At 56.7% G+C, this 5,677-nt stretch carries 2 protein-coding genes; one reads left to right on the forward strand and one right to left on the reverse strand.

Features of this window, described 5'->3' with window-relative positions; all coding sequences use genetic code 11:
• Window positions 1-1,755 (forward strand): M3 family metallopeptidase (locus VGE80_RS13655; RefSeq protein ID WP_440593062.1); only part of this gene is annotated, 1,755 nt, incomplete at its 5' end.
• 108 nt (window positions 1,756-1,863) lie between these two features.
• Here the strand turns inward: VGE80_RS13655 and VGE80_RS13660 are convergent.
• The gene (locus VGE80_RS13660; protein ID WP_440593063.1) at window positions 1,864-5,646 is read right to left on the reverse strand and encodes a PVC-type heme-binding CxxCH protein; all 3,783 of its coding nucleotides are present in this window, start codon (window positions 5,644-5,646) and stop codon (window positions 1,864-1,866) included.
• Window positions 5,647-5,677 lie beyond the last annotated feature (31 nt).

Consider the following 5,677-nt stretch of genomic DNA (forward strand, 5'->3'; position numbering starts at 1 on the left):
AAGTGCCTGAAAGAGTTACGATCCAGCGATGAATGGTCTCGTCTGAGTGAAGCCCAGCAGCGCATCATCACCGACCGAATCAAGGGGGCCGAGCTTTCCGGAATTGCTCTTGAAGGTGAGCAGCGAGAACGCTTCAACGCCATCGAGCAGGAACTGTCACAGTTATCGACGGACTTCTCGAATCACGTTCTGGACGCAACGAAGGCCTATTCTCTCGATATCACAAATCCGGTCGACACCGAGGGCTGGCCGCAGACATTGCGAAATCTGGCAGCCAAAGCCTGGAACTCGGCCCATACCGCGTCCGAAAAGCCGGCCTCGCCCGCAGAAGGTCCTTGGCGGATCACACTGGAACCGCCGCTGTTTTCTCCCTTTATGGAACACTGCCGGAACCGTGAACTGCGGGAACAACTCTATCGCGCCTTCGTCACACGTGCGTCGGCGGGAGAGCTCAACAATGATCCATTGATCACGCGGATTCTGTCGCTCCGAAAAGAGAAGGCGAAACTGTTGGGCTACCGGAACTACGCTGAAATCAGTCTCGCCAGAAAGATGGCACCCAGCGTCGATGCGATCCGTCAGATGTTTAAAGATTTGCGGACCGCTGCCTGGGACGCAGCCGTTCAGGACCTCGAAGATATCAAGAAACTCCGGGAAACCCGGGGAGAAACTTCGCCCCTGCAGGTGTGGGACGTCGCTTTCTGGGCGGAACGCCTTCGGGAAGAGCGTTACGCTTACACTGACGACGAACTCAGGCCTTACTTTCCCTTCGAAAAAGTGCTCGATGGCCTGTTTCAGTTGCTGGGTCGGTTGTTCGAAGTATCGATCCATCGTCAGACAGACGTCAGCGTCTGGCATCCCGACGTCCGCTTTTACCGTGTTCATAACGCTTCCGGAGACCACGTCGCCTCGTTCTACCTCGACGCGTTCTCACGCCCCGAAAACAAGCGCGGGGGGGCGTGGATGGATGATTGCCTGGGCCGCCGAAAGACGGGCGATCAGGTCCAGCTCCCGGTTGCACATCTTGTCTGCAATCAGACGCCGCCCCACGGCGACACCCCCAGCCTCATGTCCTTTCGTGAAGTGGAAACCCTGTTCCACGAAATGGGCCATGGCCTGCAGCACATGCTGACCAAGGTCGATTATGCTGACTGTGCAGGTATCAACGGCGTTGAGTGGGATGCAGTGGAATTGCCCAGCCAGTTCATGGAGAACTGGTGCTACCACCGCCCGACACTCATGGGACTGACAGGTCATTATCAGACGGGTGAACCCCTGCCTGATGCCCTGTTTGAAAAGGTGCGAGCCGCAAAAAACTACCGCGCGGGGTCCATGACACTGCGACAGTTGCTGTTCGGCATGACAGACATCGAGTTGCATACCGAGTTTGACCCTGAAGGATCAGAATCGGTACATGAACTCAATCGTCGCCTCAGTCAGCAGACCAGCGTTCTGCCCCTGCTCACCGAAGATCGATCGCTGTGCTCGTTCCAGCATATCTTCAGTGGGGGATACGCCGCCGGTTACTACAGTTACAAGTGGGCTGAAATTCTGAGTGCCGATGCATTCAGCGCATTTGAAGAAGCTGGCCTCGACGACCCAGCCACGATCCTCGAAACAGGTCGACGGTTCCGCGACACCGTTCTTTCGCTCGGTGGAAGCCGGCATCCGATGGACGTCTTCCGGGCCTTCCGCGGTCGTGAACCCCAGGTTGCAGCTCTGCTGAGACATTCAGGCCTCGGCCCCAAGGCCTGAGCGAACGACCTGTCGCTGCAGCAATCAAGTTCAGTTTCGGGAGCCTTCCTCGCCGTGCACCCCACGGCCGGGTTGGCTCCCGAATTTTTTGATCTGGGAAGAGCCTCGTTATTTCTTTTCAGACGCAGCGGGGGTCTCAACAGTAATCGCCATCACGATAGGCGACGACTCGACGTTATTCCCTTTGACCAGTTCGATCGTCTCGATCGGATCTGTCCGCCCGGGAACCACCTTCAGGTAGCGAATCTGCTGATTCCTGAGCGGGAAAGCAAACTGAGATTGAGGGACATCGACGCGCCGAATGTAGTCTGCGAAATGCTCGCCATTCTTCAGCACATGCTCCTCGACTGCTCCGTCCCTATATTTGAGACGGACGATGAGGCTCGAGAGTCCCTTTTCACTCGCAGGCCATCCCCACCCACTGACTCCGCCCAGCAGATGGATCGCCGTCGCAGCCGAGTTACATGTCAGCGCGACTCGCTTGGGCATCCGCGGGGGCTTATCGCCGTTGGTCCCATACAACATGACCGCGTTGGCCACGCGGTCTCCCTGCGGGTCAACCAGAACGAACGGGACCCCCTCAAAAATACGCGGCGCCCAGTCCGGGAAAATCAGTTTCTGTTCATCATGCTGTCCATCGTGGAACATCTCCTTCGTACTGACAACCGTCGCCACCTTATCGATCGGAATAGGGAGGTATTTTCCTCGCTGAGTCAGGAATTCCAGTAAGTTCTTGATTTCGTCCGGCTTGACTTGCTTCTCGAATCCTTCCGGCATGAGCGACTTGGTCGATGCGATCAGTTCCTCAATGTCAGCACGCTGCAGAGCGTGCTTCTTCCCTTCGGCATCGAAGATTTCGATCGCCGTCTTCGACTCGGAAGCGAGCAACCCGTTCATCACCCGGCCGTCATTGAGGACAACGGAGTACACGCGATAATTCCCTTCCACACTTCGGCTGGGGTCGATGATATGCGTCAGGAGTTCTTTCTTCGGATGAACGGCCATTCCCGTGAGATCCGGTCCGATGCGGGTCCCTTCACCGCTGTGCGTATGACACTTGGAACATTGCTTCTTAAAGACGTCTCGTCCGGCCGCCACGTCACCCGTCTGGTCAGCCAGCGGCAGCAGTTCGTCCAGAACTTTCTGTCGATCGGGATTAGGGAGGCCTCCCGTTCGCGATAACACCTTCTTCGCTCGATCGGCAAGTTCTTTGTTGGGATGAGCGCTCATTCCCTGTTTTTGATCGAGTGAGAGATCGCTCATCGAAATTTTCCCCTGTTCGAGTGCGTCGAGCAGGGCGTCGGTCCAGTCGACCCGCCCCAGCAGCAGACGGATCACGGTGGGCCGGACCGAAGGGGTCAATGTTGCCTGCGATTTAATCAAGAGACCACCCGCTTCGGGTGCTTCGCTGGCGTTCACGGCTTCAATGAAAGCTTGCGCCAGTTCCGGCGGTGTCCGAGGTGTCACAAGAGCGATGACCTCTTTTGCGGCCTCACCATCCAGACGACGGAAACTGAGTAACTGGACCGCGGCATCGCGTCGCACATCGTCCGGTTGTTTCTCATCTTTTGCGATTGTCAAAAAGGATGCCGCGATTTCGGCACTATACGTTTCCAGCTTCTTGCTTCCTGCCCGTGTCGCGAACGTCGCCAGGGGGCCACGATCGGCGACGGGGAGCTTGTTCAAAAGTTCGACAAGAGCCCCTTCCGTCGATTCATCAAAGTCCGCCTGCTGACCTCGCGGCCATCCTTTCGCCAGTCCTTCGATCATCGCCGAAATGATTCCCGTAGCTCGATCTGACGCCACGCCCCCCTCGCTGGATTGCACCAGCAAAGGGAAGAGCGACGCGACCGACTCCTCGTTGCCCCCCCGAGCGTAGTGCTCAGCCACAATCCTGATGACGTCGATGTGGGGTCCAGAGGACTTTTCGGCGATGTTCTGGATGACCGACTTCAGAAACATCAAGTCATGCCGGGCAGCCGCAGCGATTAATGCTTCTCGCAACCAGCGATCATCCGAGTTCTCGGGTGCAACCATCGCGAGGCGTACTTCTTCAGCGGCTTCCGCGGATGCGGGAAGTTCGGCAAGTGTCAGAAATCCTGCTAGGCGAACCTTGGCGTTTCGGTCACGCAGTACGCCACTTCTCTGCAGAGTTGCAATCGTCGCGGAATCTGGCGGCAATACAAGAAGTGCATTCCGGCGAACACCGGCAGAGGGGTGATTCAGAGCATGAACAACGGCGCTGTGCGCTTCTCGATTCTCACCCGTTAAACCGCCGAGTGCATGGAGTGTCCACAGAGCATGATTAATCTCCGTCGCCAGACCAATCTCATCGATCGATTGTTCCTTGATCATGGCGACGAGTTCCGGAATCGCTTCCGTATGTCGTTTTTCGATCAGCAGTCGTTGCGCGTGCCGACGCCACAGGAAATTGGGCGAGTGCAGCGCGGCGACGAGTTCATTCGCATTGGCCCGCGAAAGATCGACCGCTTTCGCCTGCATCATGCCTTCGCTCTCTTGCGATGACGCCGAGGACTTTGATTGAGCCGCTTCGTTTCCGGTGTACACCACCCGATAGATTCGCCCGTGCTTTTTATCACGCAGACTGGATTCGTAAGCATTCCCCTTACCCGTCTGGAAGCCGATCGGCGTCGGGTTGTGCTGGATGATGAAGTTGTACCAGTCGATCACCCACACGTTTCCGTCTGGACCAACCTCGGCCATAATGGGCCCTGACCATTCATCATTGCTGGCCAGCAGGTTCCAGGAATTTTTGGATCGGAATCCCGCACCGTCGTCACGCAAGACGAAAGTCGCTACCAGATGCCCCGTCGCCTCAGTCACAAAGGCAGTCCGATTCCAATACTCTTTCGGATAATTCCTGGCGGTATAGAGGGCGTGACCTGCAGCCGCAGTGAATCCCCCGTGGTGATCAACCTGACGGACCTTATCAGCGTCCAGTGGTTCGAACTTATTGCTATCCGCAATCCCTTCCAACACTGTCGACGACCAGCCTCGCACACTTTCATAGTAGCGATTGGGAATCGGCATGAACTCGCTGGGATTTCCATTCGCGGTCGAGCCAAACACCAACCCTTCCTCGCTCAGCCCCAACCCCCAAGTGTTGTTGTTGGTTGAACGCAGGAACTCGAGTTCCGTCACTACAGGGTCAGGCTGAGGCTCACTTCCAATGGGAGCAGTCGCTGGGTCGCGTCCTTTCTGAGACTCGCTCACTTTGAAACGGAAGAAGCCCTGCCGAAACGAGGTGACCTTGCGTCCGTCGGTCAAGACTGGTGACGAGTCATTGTAACCCTGCATCGCATAGTACCAGTTATCCAGACCGAACTGGAAATTGCTCACTTCTCCGTGCGTATCCCCCATTCCCCAACCGGTAACGAGGACTTTGCGGTAGTCTGCGCGATCGTCACCGTCAGTGTCTTTGAGATAGACAGTCTCGGTCCCGTCCTGAACGATTGCTCCACCCCGATAGAAGGTAATAGCGGTCGGGATACTCAGATGCTCTGCAAACACCGTAAACTTGTCAGCAACCCAGTCGCCGTCGGTATCTTCCAGAATCCGGATTCGGTCCGTTCCCTGACCGACAGGCTGCAATTCGTTGGGGTAGTCAGTCGTTTCACAAATCCACAGGCGCCCGCGCTCGTCCCAGTTCATCGAGATGGGCTTTCCCTGAAAATCTTTCTCCGAGGCAAACAACTTGATCTGAAACCCGACGGGCGTCACGAAGTGCTTCATTGATTCTTCAGGTGACACCGGGAGCTGCATCTTGCGGGGGCCGTTTTCGACTGTTCCCCACCGCTTGCCGGGGGGATAGAACGGCACATCGGCTTCGACATACTCGAACGGCGCCAGGTCATCAGGCAGACTGGTCATCTGCGGGCGGTCAGCAAAGGGTGGAACGATG

It is taken from the genome of Schlesneria sp. (genome assembly GCF_036405755.1).
GTDB lineage: Bacteria > Planctomycetota > Planctomycetia > Planctomycetales > Planctomycetaceae > Schlesneria > Schlesneria sphaerica.